We start from the raw sequence: 17,251 nt of genomic DNA, 5'->3' as shown, positions 1-17,251 counted from the left end.
TGCCGGCTTTTCGCAGTTGCCCCCTGCCGCCCCTCATGTCATGACGCCCCTGTATGACAGGGGCGTAGACATGACCGTACTCATCGCCGGCGGCGGCATCGGCGGACTGACGCTGGCGCTCAGCCTGCACCAGATCGGCGTTCCCGCCAAAGTCTTCGAAAGCGTGCCCGAGCTGCGGCCGCTCGGCGTCGGTATCAACGTGCTGCCGCATGCGGTGCGCGAGCTGATCGAGCTCGGCCTGCACGACCAACTTGACGCAGCCGCCGTCCGCACCATGGAACTGGCGTATTTTTCCAAGCACGGCAAACCGATCTGGAGCGAGCCGCGCGGTGTCGAAGCCGGGTACAAATGGCCGCAATTCTCGATCCACCGCGGCACGCTGCAGCAGATCCTGCTCGACGCAGCGACCGAACGGCTCGGAAAAGAGAACATCCTCACCAGCCACCATCTCACCGGCTGGACGGAAAGCGCCGATGGCGTCCGCGCCGAATTCATCGACAAGGCGACCGGAAAAGCTGCTGGCCACCACGAAGGCGTATTGCTGATCGCGGCCGACGGCATTCATTCGGCGATTCGCGAAAAACTTTATCCGCAGGAAGGCCCACCGATCTGGAACGGGCGCATCCTGTGGCGCGGCATTACCAAATCGGACGCCTTCCTGTCCGGCCGCACCATGATCATGGCCGGTCACGAGATCCTGAAATTCGTCTGCTATCCGATTTCGAAGGCGCCTGACGCCTCAGGCAAATCTAGCATCAACTGGGTGGCCGAGCGGCACATGCCGCCGACCTATCAGTGGCGCCGCGAGGACTATAACCGGACCGCCAAGCTCGACGAATTCCTGCCCTGGTTCAAGGACTGGAAATTCGACTGGCTCGACGTGCCCGGCCTGATCCGCGATTGCCCGCATGCCTACGAATATCCGCTGGTCGACCGCGATCCGATCCCGCAATGGACGTTCGGCCGCGTCACGCTAATGGGCGACGCCGCACATCCGATGTACCCGATCGGCTCCAACGGCGCCTCGCAGGCGATTTTGGATGCCCGCGTCATTACCCGCGAAATCCTGGCGCACGGCCCGACTAACGCGGCGCTCACAGCCTACGAGGCCGAGCGCCGGCCCGCCACCACTGATCTCGTCATGCTGAACCGGCGCAACGGGCCGGAACAGGTAATGCAGATGGTCGAGGAACGCGCGCCCGACGGCTATGAGGTCGTCACCGACGTGCTGTCGCTGCAAGAGTTGGAAGACATCGCCGCCAATTACAAGCGCGTCGCCGGCTTTCAGGTCGAAGGCCTCAACGCCAAGCCGCCGATCGTGCAGCTCGGGCGCTAGCGACCGGATAGCTTCGCAGTCTCTACCAGCCGCGCGCTGGTGGTGGCCGTTGCCAGGACGGTGCCGTCTTCAGACATCAGCCTGCCCTCGACAAAGGCGATGGTCTTGCCGAGCTGCGTCACGGTCGCTTCACCGACAATCTTGCCCGGCTTGGCCGGGGTTAGAAAATTCACGGTCATGGTGATGGTCGCGGTGTAGAGTTTTCCGTCGGTCATTGCGAACACCGCCGGCCCCATGGTGTCGTCAAGCATCGCGGAGAGAATGCCGCCCTGCACGAAGCCGGCCGGGTTGCAGAAATCCTTGCGGCCGTCGAAGCCGATCCGGACCCAGCCTTTCTCGGGGCGTGCATCGAGCAGGTGCCAGCCGAGCAGCTTTGAGGACGGCGGGGGCGTGAGATGGTCGAGCGCGGTTGCGGTCATGGGAATCTCCTGATCGCCGCGTTGTAGCGGAGGCCTGCTGACAGCATGGTGTCAGCAGACCAGAACCGCTTCCCAAATAAATAGTGGACTACTCAAGCGCACGAGACCTCTGTCTCATCGCTCCATTTTCGAGATACACAACCCCGTTTGGGGCCGAACTGCTGATGAACTCAGCGACAAAGGCGCGCCCGATATCGTCCTGCTCAATCGTGCCAAAAGGTCCCGGAATCAGACGCCCCAACCAGGCCACATAACGCGGCGTGTGAGCATTGCCCGCGATAATTCCCGGACGAAAAATCGCGAGGCGTTGGAAGCCTATCCCTTGAACCGTCTCTTCTTTCAACCCCATGACCCGCACATAGCGAATCCTGCTTTTCGAGGTGCTTCCCACTGCCGAGAGCAGTGAAAACCGTGTGATACCCCCGGCCTGACAACCGCGGGCAAAGCCACCCACCACGTCAATTTCGAGGGCCTTTAATTCCTCCTCACTCCACTTCAAGCTGCCTTTGCCGACACCCACACAGGATGCCCCATAGACAGGATCGCCTTGCGCAACCATGCTCTGCGCAAGCTTGGTCACTTCTGCCGGAAACTGAGCAGCTGCCGTATCCAGGATCACCTGCCGCACACGGGGATCAGCGCTCAGGGAAATCGCCCTGCGATTGACCATCACGACTTCAGCGCAGGACGACTCTGCAGCCAGCGCGCCCACCACCGCAGCTCCCACCTGCCCCGTGCCACCGATGATCAAGATGCGAAATGCCATTTTAGGCCTTTTACTGTTTGGTGCTTCGTCCTGAGCGAGATTTGGCGATGGCTTGCTAGAGATCCAGCCCGTGCGCGATCGCCTTGCGCATGACATTGGGCAGGGCTTCACCCGCGAGCGTTGCGATCGGCACCCAGCGCATTCCCTCAGGCGGGCGCGTCCGCGCGGCCACCTTCGCCGTGAAGATCACCAGCTCAAGCGGAAAATGCGTGAACACATGCGTCACTACACCCACCTTGCGATGCCATTTAGCGATGCCCTTGAGGGCAGGCGCCTGCTGCAACGCCGCCTTGTCGTCATGGCCGGCGAGCCAGTCCGAGCCCGGGACTTCAGTCATGCCGCCGAGCAGGCCTTTTTCCGCGCGGGTGCGAACCAGCAATTCATCGCCCCGCGTGACGATGAAGGCCGCGCCGCGGCGCATCGTTCCGGTCTTCTTCGGCGCCTTGCGCGGAAAAATCTCCTGATCGCCGCGTGACCGTGCCAGGCAATCGTCGTTGAGCGGACACAACACACATGCCGGTTTCTTCGGTGTGCAAATCGAAGAGCCCAAATCCATCAGAGCCTGCGCGCTGTCCCCGGCGCGAGAAGGACCCAGCAACGTCGCTGCGAGCTGCTGGATCAACGGTTTGGCCTGCGGCAGCGGTTCCTCGACCGCAAACAGCCGCGACACCACGCGCTCGATATTGCCGTCGACCGGCATGGTGCGCCGGTCGAACGCAATCGCCGAAATCGCGGCTGCCGTATACGGCCCAATCCCCGGCAGCGAACGGAGGCCCTCTTCCGTATCCGGAAACACCCCGCCATGGTCGCGCAGCACCACCACCGCGCAGGCGTGCAGATTGCGCGCCCGCGAATAGTATCCGAGCCCGGCCCACATCCGCAGCACGTCATCGAGCGAGGCCCGGCCGAGGGCGGCGACATCGGGCCAGCGCGTCACAAACTTCAGGAAATACGGCCCGACCGTTTTGACGCCGGTCTGCTGCAGCATGATTTCGGACAGCCAGACCCGGTACGGGTCCGCGCGCTCCCCCGCCGGCGGCCGCCACGGCAGCACGCGGCGATGGCGGTCGTACCAATCGAGCAGCAACGCGGGGCGGCCGGCCGCGTCACTTCCTCGTCGTTTGGGTTTGGTGGCCACGGCAGGATTCATGAAGGCACTGTAATAGCGGGATGACAATCTCTCCACGTCATGCCCGCGCCTGTCGCGGGCATCCACGTCTTTCTTTGACCGTTCCTGTCGCGAGCCCCGGCATGCTATAAGCCCCCATGGCAAAACCCGGTCCGATCTCCGCAAAACCGCTTTCCGTCCTGCTCGGCGACGTGTTTTCCGACGCCTATGCCAAGCAGGGGTTCGCCGCGCGCGAACTGGTGACGCGCTGGGCCGAGATTGCGGGCCGCGAGATTGCGGCCCATTCCGAGCCCCTGAAGATGCAATGGCCCCGCCCGGTCGAAGGCCAGCCGCAGGAACCGGCCACCCTGGTGCTACGGGTCGAGGGCCCGATGGCGCTGGAAATCCAGCATTCCTCCGATGTGATCCTGGAGCGGGTCAACCGCTTCTTCGGCTGGAGCGCGGTCGGACGGCTGGCGCTGCGGCAGGCGCCGCTGTCGCGCCGGGACCGGCCAAAACCGTCCCGCGCGCCGGACCCGAAGGCGGTCGCCGAGATCGCCAAAACCCTGTCCTCGGTCGAGGATGACGAATTGCGCGACGCGCTGGCGCGGCTTGGTGCCTCGATCAAGCGAAATTGAGCCTGCCGCGCGCCCGGCCCGCGGCAACCTGCCATTGCCACAATTATCGTTTCAAGCTAGCCAAAGCTTTCCAAGACTTGACCTTGTTTATCGTATTTCTTCGGGCGTGAACGCGCCAATCGGGAGCTGACCTTGATCATCACGCGCCGCGCCTTCACCGCCGCCCTTTCGCTGACCGGGCTTGCCGCCCTCGCCGGCTTCTCGCCGCTGCGGCTGATCAATGACGCGCTGGCGCAGGGCGCCGCCGACGTCGCCAAGCCGCAGTCGCTGCCGGACATGGCGCTCGGCCCGGCGAATGCATCGGTCACCATCACTGAATACGCCTCGATGACTTGCCCGCATTGCGCGGCGTTCACCGAAAACGTTTTCCCCAAGATCAAGTCGGAATTCATCGACAGCGGCAAGATCCGTTTCGTGTTCCGCGAATTCCCGCTCGACATCAAGGCGGCCGCCGGTTCGATGCTGGCGCGCTGCATCGCCAAGGACGACGCGCCGAAATATTTCGCGGTCATCGACCTCCTGTTCAAGCAGCAGAACGACTGGGTTCTGAAGAACACCACGGAGACGCTGATCCGGATCGGCAAGCAGGCCGGCCTCACGCAGGCGGCGGTGGAAGATTGTCTCAAGGACCAGAAGCTGCTCGACAAGATCGCCGCCGACCAGAAATACGCCGCCGAAGTGCTGAAGGTGCAGTCGACGCCGACCTTCTTCATCAATGGCGAGATGATCAAGGGCGAGCAGAGCTTCGAAGAGTTCAGCAAACGCATCAACGCGATGCTCAAGAGCTGACCGGCGCGCTACGGCGCGTCAAATCCTGTTGAAAACCCGATTCGCCCACCGGATTCATACGGGCCGGTAAGCCCTGCAAAAACCTCGATAAAAGGCTTGGGAAAAGCCCTCCGCGGGCGTTGCCCTTCGGCCCCGGCCTCGCCATTGTCGCAGCCGATAAGAGCCGCAACGCGCGACTCGTCCACACACCGACATTGCCTTCCATGGTATTGTCACGGCAGGGAGATTCGCGCCCGGCCAACAGAGAATCGTGTTCATGAAACTCACGCGCCTCCGCCTTCATGGTTTCAAGTCGTTCGTTGAACCCACTGACTTCATGATCGAGCCGGGCCTGACCGGTGTGGTCGGGCCGAACGGCTGCGGCAAATCCAACCTGGTCGAGGCACTGCGCTGGGCGATGGGCGAGACCTCGCACAAATCGCTGCGCGCCGCCGACATGGATGCCGTGATCTTTGCCGGTTCCGGCAACCGTCCGGCGCGCAATCACGCCGAAGTGGTGATGACGATCGACAATGCCGATCGCTCGGCGCCGGCGGCGATGAACGACCGCGAGATCCTGGAAATTTCCCGGCGCATCGAGCGCGAAGCCGGCTCGGTCTATCGCATCAACGGCCGCGACGTGCGCGCCCGTGACGTACAGATCCTGTTTGCCGATGCCGCCACCGGCGCGCGTTCGCCGGCACTGGTTCACCAGGGCAAGATCGGCGAAATCATTCAGGCCAAGCCCGAACAGCGCCGCCGCGTGCTGGAAGACGCCGCCGGCGTCGCCGGGCTGCACGCCCGCCGCCATGAAGCCGAATTGCGGCTGCGGGCGGCCGAGACCAACCTCACCCGCGTCGAGGACGTGATCGGCCAGCTCTCCGGCCAGGTCGACGGGCTGAAGAAGCAGGCGCGGCAGGCGATCCGGTTCCGCGAAGTCGCCGCCAAGGTGCGCAAGGCCGAGGCCACGCTGTTCCATCTGCGCTGGCTCGAAGCCAACACCGACGTGGCGGAAGCCGCCCGCACCCATGACCTCAACGTGCGCGAGATGGCTGAACGCACCCGTGAACAGGCCGAAGCGGCCCGTATCCAGGCGATCCGCGCCTCCGAACTGCCGGCGCTGCGCGAGGGCGAAGCCCGCGCCGCGGCCGGACTGCAACGCCTGACCAACGCGCGCGAGCTGCTCGATCGCGAGGAAGAGCGTGCCAAAGAGCGCGTCGCCGAACTCGACCGGCGCCTGACCCAGTTCACCGCCGACATCGCGCGCGAACAGCAGCAGACCTCGGACGCCGAAGTTGCCTTGCTGCGGCTCGACACCGAAGATTCCGAAATCAAGGAAGAGATCAAGTCGCGCGTCGAGAAGCGCAGCGGCGTCGATGAACGCGTCTCCGAAGCGGAAGCGACGCTCGCCGCCGCCGAGCGCATGTTCTCGGAACTGACGACGGTGCTGGCCGACCTCACCGCCAAGCGCAATCAGCTAGAGGCCGGCGTGCGCACCCATCGCGACCGCCTCGCCCGGCTGGACCAGGAAATCGCCAACGTCCAGAGCGAGGAGCAAAAGCTCGCGCAGGAAACCGGCAATCTCGGCGACCTCGACGCGCTTGCCGGCGCGATGGAGACCGCGCAGGAAACGCTCGCCGCTTCCGAAGCTGCGGCGCAGGCCAACGAGGCCGGCCATGTCGCCGCGCGTGCACGGCTGGAAGCGTCCCGTTCGCCGCTGGCGGAAGCCGACAAGCGCGTGCAACGGCTCGAGACTGAAGCGCGCACGATCTCGAAGCTCGTCAATGGCGAAACCAAGAACCTGTGGCCGCCGATCATCGACGGCGTCACCGTCACCAAGGGCTATGAAAAGGCGCTCGGCGCCGTGCTCGGCGACGACCTCGACGCGCCGATCGATCCGTCCGCGCCGATGCGCTGGAGCAATGCGGGTGCAACCTTCGACGATCCGGCGTTGCCCGCGGGCGTCGAGGCGCTTGCCGCCCATGTCGAAGCCCCGACCGAACTGGCGCGGCGTCTGGCGCAGATTGGCGTCGTCGCCAAGGAGCGCGGCGCGGAACTGGTGTCTCAACTCAAGACCGGCCAGCGGCTGGTGTCGCTGGAAGGCGACGTCTGGCGCTGGGACGGCTTTGTCGCCGCCGCCCACGCCCCGACCGGCGCCGCACGGCGTCTCGCCGAACGCGCCCGCCTGGTCGATATCGAAAACGAACTGGAGCAGGCCCGCGCAGATGCTGCCGCCAAGCGGCAGGCGCTGGAAGACGCCGAGAGCGAACTGAAGGTGGCATCGGGCGCCGAATCTGCCGCCCGCGACGCCTGGCGTGCCGCGCAGCGCGAGGCCGATGCCGCGCGCGAACGCCATGCCGCGACCGAGCGCGAGATCAACCGCCACGCCGCGCGCAGAGCGACGCTGACGGAAGCCCATACTCGCCTCGCCGCCGACCGCGCCGAGGCCGACGCCGCCCACGAAAACGCCAATGCGGCGCTGGCCGAGCTGCCGCCGAGCCTCGAGACCGAAACCAGGCTCTCCACGGTTCGCACCGACATCGAGGGCCATCGCCGCTTCGCCGCGCAGATGCGTGCCGAAGCGCAGGCGCTGGCGCGCGAGGCTGAGCTGGCCGACCGCCGTGTGCAGGCGATCCTCGCCGAGCGCACCGAATGGCAGAACCGCAAGCAAAGCGCGGCCTCGCAGGTTTCCACCATTGAAGCCCGCGTCACCGAAGTGACCGCAGAGCGTGCCGAACTCGAAGACGCTCCGGCGCTGTTCGCCCAGAAGCGCCGCGCGCTGATCAGCGAGATCGAGTCCGCCGAAAGCGCGCGCCGCGTCGCCGCCGATGCGCTGGCTGCGGCCGAGAGCGTGATGGCGGAGACCGACCGCGAGGCAAAGGCCTCGCTGGAAGCGCTCTCCAGCGCCCGCGAGGCGTGCGCCCGCGCCGAGGAACGCATGGACGGCACCAGGCGCCGTCTCTCCGACATCGAGCGCGAAATCCACGACATGCTCGAAGTCGAACCGCATGCCGTGGCTGCTCTGGCCGAGATCGAGCCGGGCGCGGAACTGCCACCGCTCGCCGAGATCGAGGAAAACCTCGAAAAGCTGCGCCGCGACCGCGAGCGTCTCGGCGCGGTCAATCTGCGCGCCGAGGAAGAGCTGCGTGAAGTCGAAACCCAGCATACGGCGCTCACCACCGAACGCGACGATCTCGTGGAAGCCATCAAGCGGCTGCGCCAGGGCATCCAAAGCCTCAACAAGGAGGCGCGCGAGCGGCTGCTGACCTCGTTCGAAACCGTCAACGAGCACTTCAAGCGGCTGTTCACCGAATTGTTCGGCGGCGGCGAAGCCGCATTGCACCTGATCGAGAGCGAAGATCCGCTGGAAGCCGGCCTCGAAATCATCGCCAAACCGCCCGGCAAGAAGCCGCAGACGCTCTCGCTGCTGTCGGGCGGCGAGCAGGCGCTGACTGCGCTGGCGCTGATCTTTGCGGTGTTCCTCACCAACCCGTCGCCGATCTGCGTGCTGGACGAAGTCGACGCGCCGCTCGACGACCACAACGTCGAGCGGTTCTGCAACCTCCTGCATGAAATGACGTCCTCGACCGAAACCCGCTTCATCATCATCACGCATAATCCGATCACGATGGCGCGGATGAACCGGCTGTTCGGCGTCACCATGGCCGAACGGGGCGTCTCGCAGCTGGTCTCGGTCGGCCTCGACGATGCGGTGAAGATCCTCGACCAGCACGTGGCGTGAGCTCTTGCTTCCCTCTCCCCTTGTGGGAGAGGGTGGCTTCGCGAAGCGAAGACGGGTGAGGGGTTCTCCCCTCACGGCAAAATGTTCAGATGAGGATAGAGACCCCTCATCCGGCGCTTCGCGCCACCTTCTCCCACAAGGGGAGAAGGGGAAGAGCAAACGATGACCTCACCCGACCTTCCCGCCGAACTGAAAGCCGCGCTTGACGCCAAGCTGCGCGGTTTTTCGCGGAGCGACGCGGCGGAACGCTCGGCGTCGATCTCGAAAAATTACCGCGATGGCGGCGGCTCCGGCACGATCCGGTCCGAGACCGATGCACTGGCCTATGCATTGGCGCGGATGCCGGCGACCTATGCCGCGGTCACCGCCAGCCTCAATGCGCTCGGTCAAATCCGCCCCGATTTTGCACCCGGAACCCTGCTCGATATCGGCGCCGGGCCGGGCACGGCGAGCTGGGCCGCGGCGGAAGCCTTTGCCTCGCTGCAACATTTCACCCTGCTCGATGCCAACGACGCACTGCGCAAGCTGGCGCTCGACCTGGTCAGCGAGAGTTTTCGCCTGCGCGAACTCCATTACGAGCGGGGCGAAGCCCGTGCTTCCCTGATCAAGGCTGACGCCGCCGACCTCGTCGTCGCCAGCTACGTGATCGGCGAACTCAACGCCACCGAACAAAGCGCACTCGCCGCCCTGATGTGGGAAAAGACTCGCGACACGCTGCTGGTGGTCGAGCCCGGAACGCCGGCCGGCTATGCGCGGATCATCGCGCTGCGCGAGCGGCTGATCGCGGCCGGCGCGCACGTCGCCGCTCCGTGCCCGCACGACGGAACATGTCCGCTCGCCGCACCGGACTGGTGCCATTTCACCCAGCGCCTGCAGCGCTCGCGCGCGCACAAGCAGGTCAAGGGCGCCGAGCTGCCGTTCGAGGACGAACGATTTGCCTATGTGGCGCTGACGCGTGCGCCGTTAGGGGCGCGCCCGTCCCGCGTGCTGGCGCAGCCGACCGTGTCCAAAGTCGAAGTCACGGCCAAGCTCTGCACCCCGGCCGGCCTCGTCTTAAGCCGGACACCCCGGCGCGCGAAGGCGGATTATGCCCTCGCCCGGCGCTGGCGCTGGGGCGATGCGGTGGCGCAAGACCCTTAGCGGCCGTTCCCCGGATGCTGCGCAGCGCGCCGCTTGGCGTGGTGCGCTGCTGATCCGGGGTCCATCCCGCTGCGGGATGTGGGTCCCCCGATGCGCAATTGCGCATCTGAGTTCTGCGAAGCGGTGCTTCGCACCGCATCGCGCCCGGGACACGAGGGCCATGAACTTATCCCGCCCTGGTTTCGACTAAACCAAGCCCCCACGTCGCGGCGGGCTGCCGCACGCCCCGGTTTTCGTCTAGGTTCCACCCTTTCTTCGCCTCATCAGGAGTTGTTGCCATGTCGACGAGCTGGATCGTTATCGGCGTCATTGTCATTCTCGTGCTGTTCGCCATCGGTGCGTATAACCGCCTGGTCGCGCTAAGCCAGCGTGTCGGCCAGGCCTTTGCCGACATCGACGTCCAGCTCAAACAGCGCCACGACCTGATCCCGAACCTGGTCGAGACCGTAAAGGGCTACGCCAGCCACGAGCGCGGCACGCTCGACGACGTGATCAAGGCCCGCAACTCCGCGATGTCGGCGCAGGGGCCGGCCCAGATCGGCGCCGCCGAGAACCAGCTGAGCGGCGCGCTCGGCCGCCTGATCGCGCTGTCGGAGGCCTATCCGGACCTCAAGGCCAACGCCAATTTCCAGCAGCTCGCCGGCGAACTGTCCGACCTCGAGAACAAGATCGCCTCGAGCCGCCGCTTCTTCAACAACGCGGTTCAGGAATACAACACCGGTATCCAGCAGCTGCCCGCCGCGCTGTTCGCCGGCATGTTCGGCTTCACCAAAAAGGATTTCTTCGACCTCGGCGCCAGCCGCACCGAAGTCGAGGTCGTGCCGACCGTAAAGTTCTAACGGCCGCGACATTCCAGCGAGAAGCAGCACATCATGGCCGCGTACGGGCTCTACACGCATATTGCATCGAACAAGTTTCGTTCGATGCTGCTGCTCGCCGGCCTGTTCCTGCTGATCTACGTGCTGGTCTATGCCGGCGCGCTGCTCGCCGAAGTCGTGATCCGCAGCGACCGCTCGGTCGATTATTATTTGCGGGCCGCGGCGCGAGATCTGGTCACGGCCTTCCCCTATGCGACCGGCATCGCGGCGCTGTGGATCGTGATCGCCTATTTCTTCCACCAGAACATGATCGACGCCGTCACCGGCGGCGAGGACGTGACGCGCAAGCAGCAGCCGCGGCTCTATAATCTCCTAGAAAACCTCTGCATCTCGCGCGGCCTTCCGATGCCGAAGCTGAAGGTGATGGACAGCCCGGCGCTGAACGCATTCGCGAGCGGCCTCAACCGCCGGCAATACGCCATCACCGTCACCACAGGGCTGCTGAGGACGCTCAACGACCAGGAGATCGAGGCGGTGCTGGGCCATGAGCTGACCCATATCCGCAACGGCGACGTGCAGCTGATGGTGATCGCGGTCATCATCGCCGGCGTGGTCGGCTTCTTCGGCGAATTGTTCTTCCGGATGTTCACCAATTTGTCGTGGAATTCGTCCGGCGGATCCTGGTCATCCTCGTCCTCGCGTTCGTCGTCCTCCTCGTCCTCGGACAGCGACAACAAGAGCTCCGGCGGCGGTGCCATCATCGTCGTCATTATCGCGGTCGCGCTGATCCTGCTGGCCTGGCTGCTGTCGCAGGTGGTCAAACTGGCGCTGTCGCGGTCGCGCGAATTGCTGGCCGATGCCGGCTCGGTCGAACTGACCAAGAACCCGGACGCCATGATCACGGCGCTGCGCAAGATCGAGAATCGCGGCGAGCTTCCCGGCGCCACCTCGGCGGTGATGGAACTGTGCTTCGACAATCCCCGCGAGGGATTTGCCGATTTGTTCGCGACCCATCCGTCGGTGGATTCGCGGGTCAAGGCGCTGGTGCAATATGCCGGCGGCCGCGATCCCGGCCCGCTGGCCCTGCCTGAGGAGGCCGACGACGAACCGGAGGATCAGGCGGAACCGCAGTCGGCGGATCAACTGCCGCCCCCGGTCACCCACGGTCCGTGGAGCGATGCCGCAGCGCCCGCGGGCCTGCCGCAAGGTCAGCGGCAGGGCGCACGACGGGGTCCTGGCTGGGGACCCTGGGGCCGGCACAGCTGAGCCCTCGGTACGGCGCCATTAACGAATTACCTACGAATAACGCCGGCGCAGGCTCAAGGAATTGAATTCTCCCTTGTTTCTGCCATGTTCGCGCCCAAACAGGTATATGGGGACCTGCCGATCGCTCCCGCGATCGGGGGCGCGTAGTAGGAAATTCCATGGCAAAGCCAGTCGTGATTGTGGTGGGCGCGGACAAGGGCGGGGTCGGCAAGACGACCGTGTCGCGAACGCTCCTGGATTATTTCAGCGCCAACAACGTCCCGACCCGGGCGTTCGACACCGAGTCGCCGCGCGGCACGCTGATGCGCTTCCACCCCGACATCACCCAGATCGTCGATATGACGACGACCGCGGACCAGATGAAGATTTTCGACACGCTCAATGCCGGGACCTCGGTGACCGTGATCGACGTCCGCGCCGGACTGCTGTCGCCCGCGCTGGCCTCGCTCCGCGACATCGGCTTCCTCGATGCCGCCAAGGCCGGCCAGATCACCTTTGCCGTGTTCCATATCCTGGGCCCCTCGATCGCCTCGCTGGACGAAATCGCCGAGACCGCGAATTTCATGCAGGGCGCCAAATATTACCTGGTGAAGAACTTCATCAACGACACCCAGTTCTTCCAGTGGGACCAGGCGACCTACAATTCCTATTTCCACCGCATCAAGGATGCCACCGAGCTCACGATCCCCAAGCTCAACGAAATGGCCTATGAGCAGGTCGAGGTCTCCTCGGTGCCGTTCCTCAAATTCGTCGCCAACAAGGGCACCAACGACGAGGCCGCGAACTATTCGTTCGTGCTCCGCGGCTACGTCCGGCACTGGCTCGCCAATGTCTGGAGCGAGTTCGACCGCATCAAGCTGACCGACCTGGTCGGCGGCGGCAGCGGCAGCGGCAAATCGAGCACCCGCAGCGGCGAAAAATAATCGCGCCAGGCGCGCGATGGGGCTGGATTAGGCGGAAAAATCGCCTGATATAGCGCGTGATGAGCCCCACGTCCGTCTACATCATCTGCTCGCCCCGCCCGCTGGTCGGCAAGACGCTGATCGCGCGGCTGCTCAGCGAGTTCCTGCTGCTGAAGAACGGCACGGTGACCTCCTTCGACATCAATCTGAAGGAGCCGTCGCTGCTGGAATATCTGCCGCGCACCACCGAGACGGCCGACGTCATCGACACCTTCGGCAAGATGCAGCTGATGGACCGCCTGATCGTCAATGACAGCGTCGCCAAGGTCATCGACCTCGGTTTCCACGCCTTCGACGAGTTCTTCAGGATGACGGATGAGATCGGCTTCATGAAGGAAGCCGTGCGCCGCGGCGTCGCGCCCGTGATCCTGTTCGTGGCCGATACCGACCGCGCCTCGGCCACGGCCTACCAGATGCTGAAACAGCAAATTCCTGCGAATGCCCTGATCGCGATCGACAATGAGCACGTGGTGCGCGGCGAATTGCCCGCCGCGATGGAACGGGGACGCGTGCTGCGGATATCGGCGCTTCCGGTGTTCCTGAAGACCTATATCGACCGGCTGACCTTCTCCTTCACGGGCTATCTGCGCCAGGAGAAGGATTCCTCGACCGAACTGCATCAGTGGATCCGCAGGAACTACACCAGTTTTCGGGAGCTGGAACTCAGCCTGATACTGCAGCGGTCGTGAAGCCGACCAAATAATATTACCCGGATAATATTGACGCAAGCCTGTCGGACTGGTACCGCCTCCCCGACAGCAAATCTCCCTGCGCGAGGCCTCCGGTGACATCAGACAGAAAAGCTGCCATCGCCGCCTACAAGGAGCGGAAGACCGTCGCGGGGATCTTCGTGATCCGCAGCAACGCCTCCGCCGAGCAATGGGTCGGTCAGGCCCCTGACCTCGAAAAGATCCAGAACCGGATCTGGTTTTCGCTGCGCCAGGGCAGCCACACCTGCCGCAGCCTGCAGACGGCATGGACCACGCATGGACCCGAAAATCTGACCTTCGTGGAATGCGAGCGGCTGGAAGAGGACGAGACGTCCTACATCAGGGACGCGCTGTTGAAAGAGCGTATGAAGCACTGGCGCACGCAACTCGGCGCCCAGGCGGTGTAGCCTTCGCCGGGACGACATGGAGAGAGTTTCAAACGAAAAAAACTCAATGCCCTTCGAACGCCATCAGCGTTCGTACCGGCACATCCATCGCCCGCAGCTTGTCGGCGCCGCCCAGATCAGGCAGGTCGACGATGAAGCAGGCCGCGACCACATTGGCGCCGATCTGGCGCAGCAGTTTTACGGCCCCTTCCGCGGTGCCGCCGGTGGCGATGAGATCGTCGACAAGAATGACGCGCTCGCCGGGCTGCACGGCATCGGCATGCATCTCCATTTCATCGAGGCCGTATTCCAGCGAATAGGCGATCCGCACGGTGGTGTGCGGCAGCTTGCCTTTCTTGCGGATCGGCACGAAGCCGGCGGAGACCTGATGCGCCACCGCGCCGCCGAGGATGAAGCCCCTCGCCTCGATGCCGGCGACCTTGTCGACCTTGCTGCCGGCCCAGGGCTGCACCAGTTCATCGACCGAGCGGCGGAACGCGCGCGCATCCGCGAGCAGCGTGGTGATGTCGCGGAACAGGATGCCCTTCTTCGGGTAATCCGGAATGGTGCGGACGGTGGCCTTCAGGTCATGGTCAAACGTCATCTTTGTCTCTTTTCAATTGTCATTCCGGGACGGTCCGAAGGACCAGACCCGGAATCTCGAGATTCCGGGTTCGATGCTTCGCATCGCCCCGGAATGACAAGTTAAACATGCAGCCGGAACGCGTTCTCGACAATACGTAAACCCACCTCGCCGCCGAGCGACATCAGCGATTCCGGGTGAAACTGCACGCCGCCGACCGGCAGGGTCTTGTGTTCGATCGCCATCGCGACGCCGTCCTCGGTGGTCGCGGTGACCGTGAGCACGTCGGGAACGCTGTCGCGCTCGACATAGAGCGAGTGATAGCGGCCGATCACAATTTCATTGGGCAGGTTCTGCATCAAGCGCCCGCCCCTCACCTGGACCCGCGACGGCCGGCCGTGCGCGGGCTGGCCGAGTTGCCCGAGCTGGCCGCCGAAATATTCGCCAATCGCCTGCACGCCGAGGCAGACGCCGAAGATCGGCAACTTCTTCTCCAGCGCCGTTCCAATGGTTTTCGATATCCCGAAATCCTCAGGCCGGCCGGGACCCGGCGACAGCACCAGCAGATCCCAGTTTTTCTGGTTCAGCATCTGCTGCGCATGAACGTGCCGGACCACGGTCACGGACGCGCCGACCTGCCGGAAATAATCCGCCAGCATGTGCACAAAACTGTCGTCGTGATCGATCAGCAGCACCTTCTTGCCCGAACCGGTCGCATCGGGCGCAAACGCCGACAGCGGCTTCGGCGGATCGCCGCGCAGCGCCTGGAACAGGGCGGCCGCCTTGACCTGGCATTCCCTGTCCTCGGCGGCGGGATCTGAATCGAACAAGCAGGTCGCGCCGACGCGCACTTCGGCGAGCCCATCCTTCATCCGGATGGTGCGGATGGTAAGCCCGGTGTTGATGCTGCCGTCGAAACTCACGGCACCGATCGCGCCGGCATACCAGCGCCGGGACGAGCGCTCATTGTCCTCGACGAACTGCATCGCCCATAATTTCGGCGCACCGGTCACCGTCACGGCCCAGGCATGGGTCATGAACGCATCGAGCGAGTCGAAGCCGGGGCGCAAAATGCCTTCGACATGGTCGACGGTGTGAAACAGCTTTGAGTAGGTCTCGATCTGGCGCCGCGCCAGCACCTTGATGGTGCCGGGCACGCAGACGCGCGCCTTGTCGTTGCGGTCGACGTCGGTGCACATGTTGAGCTCGAATTCGTCTTTTTCCGAATTCAGCAATTGCCGGATCTGCTCGGCATCGCCGATCGCGTCGACACCGCGCGCGATGGTGCCCGAGATCGGGCAGGTCTCGACCCGTCGTCCGTCGGAGCGCACGAACATTTCCGGCGAGGCGGCGACCAGAAACTCACCCTCGCCGAGATTCATCAGCGCGCCATAGGGCGACGGGTTGATGCGGCAGAGCCGCTGGAACACTTCGGCGGGCGAACGCTCGCACGGCTCAGCGAATAACTGCCCGGGCACCGCCTCGAACAGATCGCCGCGCGCGAACGCGGCGCGTGCGGTCTCAACCGTCGCCTGATATTCGCCGGGCGCGTGATCGGCAAAACCCTGCCGCGGCGTCTTGGCGTAGACGCTCTCGGCAGTGTCGCGCGAAAGGCCGGCGGTGGATCTGCCGTTCCAGGCGAAATCGTAGCTCAACACCACGCCGCGGCCGGTGGCGCGGTCATAGGCGAGCAGGCGATCCGGCACATACAGCACGATGTCGCGCTGGTCGGCCTCACGGGCGCGCTTCTGCACGAGGTCCTCGATCTGGAATACGAGGTCGTAGGCGAAGGCGCCGAACAGGCCGAGCAGCGGATCGTCATTGGCGGTGAAGCTTGCGACCAGATCGCGCACCAGCGACATCACGCTGGCGCGTCGGGTACGCTGGTCTTCATCGACAGGCGCGGGACCCCGGATGATATGGCCGGCGAGACGCGACGCGCTCTGCTCGGTGACGACGATGCAAGGCTCGCGCAGGACGTCGCCGAGAAAGGCGATCAGCACCTCGCCGCGCCCGTTCAGCGCGCTAAGCGCGAAATTCGCCCCCTCGGTTTCCAGCACCAGCGGCGGATCGGAAAAACCGAGGTCAAAGCTCTCGTAGCGGCCCGGCACCGTGGTGCCCGAAGACAGCACCACGCCACGGCGGCGGTCGAGCAGGTCGATCAGGTCATCGAGCCGCTTGGCGTCGCCGGAAAATTGCTCGACGGCGCGCGAGATCGCAAGACCGCTGGCGGTCCGGTATTCGCTGTGCTCGGGCAGGGAGAAGACGGTCCTGTTCATGTGATCCTCTTACGAAACTTGGTGAGGGAACGCCACACAGGACAAACGAAGGGCAAATAAACAAACCGCCGGTCACACTGCGATGGCGACCTTCGACGATTGTTAAAATGAAATCGCACCGGCCACCTCGTTAAGAGGTGCGCCACCAAAGACGGGATGGGCGAACGGCGGTGCTCATGGCGCTTAATCACCATCCGCCGCGATCGATGTCAAGGGAGGCCCCCGGCCCTGGTCTGCCCATGCCTGGCCCGCCGGCCATCTTTTGGGGTTTGAAACGGCCAAAATCCGCGTAGCATCCGGCCCAATGGCGGCGGCAACAACGCCCGAAAA

Annotated in this window: 15 protein-coding genes; 10 read left to right on the top strand and 5 right to left on the bottom strand. The window is 64.4% G+C overall.

Annotated elements, in window-relative coordinates; genetic code table 11:
• Positions 1-70: 70 nt before the first annotated feature.
• Positions 71-1,336, top strand: coding sequence for a flavin-dependent oxidoreductase (locus ABIE49_RS30595; protein WP_192738575.1), 1,266 nt, complete (start codon positions 71-73; stop codon positions 1,334-1,336).
• Here ABIE49_RS30595 and ABIE49_RS30590 read toward each other — a convergent pair.
• From ABIE49_RS30590 to mutY, 3 genes are all read right to left on the bottom strand, one after another.
• Complete coding sequence (locus tag ABIE49_RS30590) at positions 1,333-1,755, bottom strand: PaaI family thioesterase (RefSeq protein ID WP_192738574.1); 423 nt, start codon at positions 1,753-1,755, stop codon at positions 1,333-1,335. The two genes, ABIE49_RS30595 and ABIE49_RS30590, sit on opposite strands and share 4 nt — an antisense overlap.
• Positions 1,756-1,843: 88 nt before the next feature.
• A complete protein-coding gene (locus ABIE49_RS30585; RefSeq protein ID WP_192738573.1) occupies positions 1,844-2,521 on the bottom strand; it encodes a Rossmann-fold NAD(P)-binding domain-containing protein in 678 nt (225 codons plus the stop codon).
• Positions 2,522-2,576: 55 nt separating this feature from the next.
• Entirely contained in the window at positions 2,577-3,671 is a 1,095-nt protein-coding gene (gene mutY / locus ABIE49_RS30580; protein WP_192738572.1) for an A/G-specific adenine glycosylase, read from the bottom strand.
• Positions 3,672-3,787: 116 nt separating this feature from the next.
• Here mutY and ABIE49_RS30575 point away from each other — a divergent pair, with 116 nt between their 5' ends.
• The 9 genes from ABIE49_RS30575 (at position 3,788) to ABIE49_RS30535 (ending at position 14,080) form a co-directional block, all read left to right on the top strand.
• Positions 3,788-4,267 carry a DUF721 domain-containing protein gene (locus ABIE49_RS30575; RefSeq protein ID WP_192738571.1) on the top strand — a complete coding sequence of 160 codons (480 nt, stop codon included), beginning with the start codon at positions 3,788-3,790 and terminating at the stop codon, positions 4,265-4,267.
• A gap of 132 nt (positions 4,268-4,399) precedes the next feature.
• Positions 4,400-5,056 carry a DsbA family protein gene (locus tag ABIE49_RS30570; RefSeq protein ID WP_192738570.1) on the top strand — a complete coding sequence of 219 codons (657 nt, stop codon included), beginning with the start codon at positions 4,400-4,402 and terminating at the stop codon, positions 5,054-5,056.
• 256 nt (positions 5,057-5,312) lie between these two features.
• Positions 5,313-8,777, top strand: coding sequence for a chromosome segregation protein SMC (gene smc / locus ABIE49_RS30565; protein ID WP_192738569.1), 3,465 nt, complete (start codon positions 5,313-5,315; stop codon positions 8,775-8,777).
• A gap of 162 nt (positions 8,778-8,939) precedes the next feature.
• Positions 8,940-9,917, top strand: coding sequence for a small ribosomal subunit Rsm22 family protein (locus tag ABIE49_RS30560; protein ID WP_192738568.1), 978 nt, complete (start codon positions 8,940-8,942; stop codon positions 9,915-9,917).
• Positions 9,918-10,195: 278 nt separating this feature from the next.
• Positions 10,196-10,756, top strand: a complete 561-nt coding sequence (locus ABIE49_RS30555; RefSeq protein ID WP_192738567.1) for a LemA family protein — start codon at positions 10,196-10,198, stop codon at positions 10,754-10,756.
• 33 nt (positions 10,757-10,789) lie between these two features.
• Complete coding sequence (locus ABIE49_RS30550; protein ID WP_192738566.1) at positions 10,790-12,001, top strand: M48 family metallopeptidase; 1,212 nt, start codon at positions 10,790-10,792, stop codon at positions 11,999-12,001.
• Between the two features lie 158 nt (positions 12,002-12,159).
• The gene (locus tag ABIE49_RS30545; RefSeq protein WP_192738565.1) at positions 12,160-12,924 is read left to right on the top strand and encodes a P-loop NTPase family protein; all 765 of its coding nucleotides are present in this window, start codon (positions 12,160-12,162) and stop codon (positions 12,922-12,924) included.
• Between the two features lie 59 nt (positions 12,925-12,983).
• A complete protein-coding gene (locus ABIE49_RS30540; protein ID WP_192738564.1) occupies positions 12,984-13,652 on the top strand; it encodes a P-loop NTPase family protein in 669 nt (222 codons plus the stop codon).
• 95 nt (positions 13,653-13,747) lie between these two features.
• Entirely contained in the window at positions 13,748-14,080 is a 333-nt protein-coding gene (locus ABIE49_RS30535; protein ID WP_192738563.1) for a GIY-YIG nuclease family protein, read from the top strand.
• Positions 14,081-14,123: 43 nt separating this feature from the next.
• Here the strand turns inward: ABIE49_RS30535 and ABIE49_RS30530 are convergent, their stop codons facing one another.
• Both ABIE49_RS30530 and ABIE49_RS30525 read right to left on the bottom strand, forming a co-directional pair.
• Positions 14,124-14,663 carry an adenine phosphoribosyltransferase gene (locus ABIE49_RS30530; protein ID WP_192738562.1) on the bottom strand — a complete coding sequence of 180 codons (540 nt, stop codon included), beginning with the start codon at positions 14,661-14,663 and terminating at the stop codon, positions 14,124-14,126.
• Positions 14,664-14,764: 101 nt separating this feature from the next.
• A complete protein-coding gene (locus tag ABIE49_RS30525) occupies positions 14,765-16,921 on the bottom strand; it encodes an anthranilate synthase component I (RefSeq protein ID WP_192738561.1) in 2,157 nt (718 codons plus the stop codon).
• Positions 16,922-17,251: the final 330 nt, after the last annotated feature.

Source organism: Bradyrhizobium sp. OAE829, from assembly GCF_040546575.1.
Lineage (GTDB): Bacteria > Pseudomonadota > Alphaproteobacteria > Rhizobiales > Xanthobacteraceae > Bradyrhizobium.
Note: the sequence above shows the minus strand (reverse complement) of the source record. Positions and strands in the feature narration are given on the sequence as shown.